Genomic DNA, 1,330 nt, shown 5'->3' on the forward strand with positions numbered 1-1,330 from the left:
GCGTTGTCGAATGCTCTGACTTGGATCGCTGAAGCGCCGATCTCTGCCGGTCTGTCGAGTTTGGACGGTCGGGGTGAGTTGGATGCGTCCGCGATCTCGGTGTGGAGTCGTGAGTCCGAGTTCTCGGGCGCGCGTGTGGATGGTCGGGAGTTCGGGTCGGTTGCGGAGATGTTGGCGGTGGGTATCGGTCGTTGGGCCGATCGTGTCGTGTTGACGGATTCTTCGGGAATATCTGTGTCGTACGGTGATTTCGGTGTACGTGTTGCGGGTTGGGCTGCGATGCTGATCGACATCGGTGTCGGGCCCGAGGTGCGTGTGGCCGTGATGCTGCCGCGGTCGCCGGTGTTGATCGAGATCCTGGTGGCGGTGACGGTCGTCGGCGGGGTCTATGTTCCTCTCGATGCTTCCAATCCGCCCGAGCGGTTGCAGTACATCGTCGACGATGCGGGCCCGGCTCTGTTGGTGTCGAGCTTGGAGCTGAGGGCGGAGGCTGCGGGCACCGGTGCTCGGTGCGTGTTCGTGGAGGACGTTCGGTCGTCGTCCTGGTCGGGATCGGTGTCTCGGGATGTGCTTCGGCAGCATGCTTCTGGTGTACTTCCGGGGAATGCGATGTATGTCATCTATACGTCGGGTTCGACGGGTAGGCCCAAGGGTGTTGTGGTTTCTCATGGTTCGGTTCTGCGGCGGTTGGCTTCGTCGGATGTGATCTACGGGTTGGGTCCGGAGGATCGGGTCTTGCAGAAGACGCCGGTGACGTTCGATGTGTCGGTTCCGGAGGTGTTCGCGCCGTTCATGTTCGGTGCTTCGATGGTGTTGGCGGAGCATGGTAGGCATGCTGATCCGAGGCATATCGTGGAGGTGATCGATGGTCGTGGGGTGACGGTCGTGCATTTCGTGCCGTCGGTTCTCGATGTGTTTCTGGCGACCGAGGTGTTCGATTTCGAGTCGGTTCGTGTGGTGTTGGTCAGTGGTGAGCATATTTCGGACGAGTTGAAGGATCGTCTGTTCGAGCAGATCGGTGCACGTGATGTTGCGGTGTACGACTTGTACGGTCCGACGGAAGCGGCGGTCGAGATCACCGGGGTGCGTCTTCGTGCGTCGGAGGCGGTGACGATCGGTCGGGGTTTGCCGGATGCTGGGGTGCTGGTTCTGGATGGGCTTCTTCGGCCTGTTCCGATCGGGGTGGATGGTGAGCTCTATGTGTCGGGGCCGCAGCTTGCTCGGGGGTATTCGGGTGATGTCGGGAAGACGTCGACTGCGTTCGTTGCGAGCCCGTCGAGTATCGGTGAAAGAATGTATCGGACTGGTGATCTCGTCCGGTGGACGTCTG

1 protein-coding gene is annotated in these 1,330 nt (G+C 60.9%); it reads left to right on the top strand.

Going from position 1 to position 1,330, the window contains the following annotated elements:
• The coding region (locus RY1_RS29235; protein WP_139280022.1) for an AMP-binding protein at positions 1-1,330 on the top strand (1,330 nt) is incomplete at both ends.

It is taken from the genome of Rhodococcus yunnanensis NBRC 103083 (assembly GCF_001895005.1).
Taxonomy (GTDB): domain Bacteria; phylum Actinomycetota; class Actinomycetes; order Mycobacteriales; family Mycobacteriaceae; genus Rhodococcoides; species Rhodococcoides yunnanense.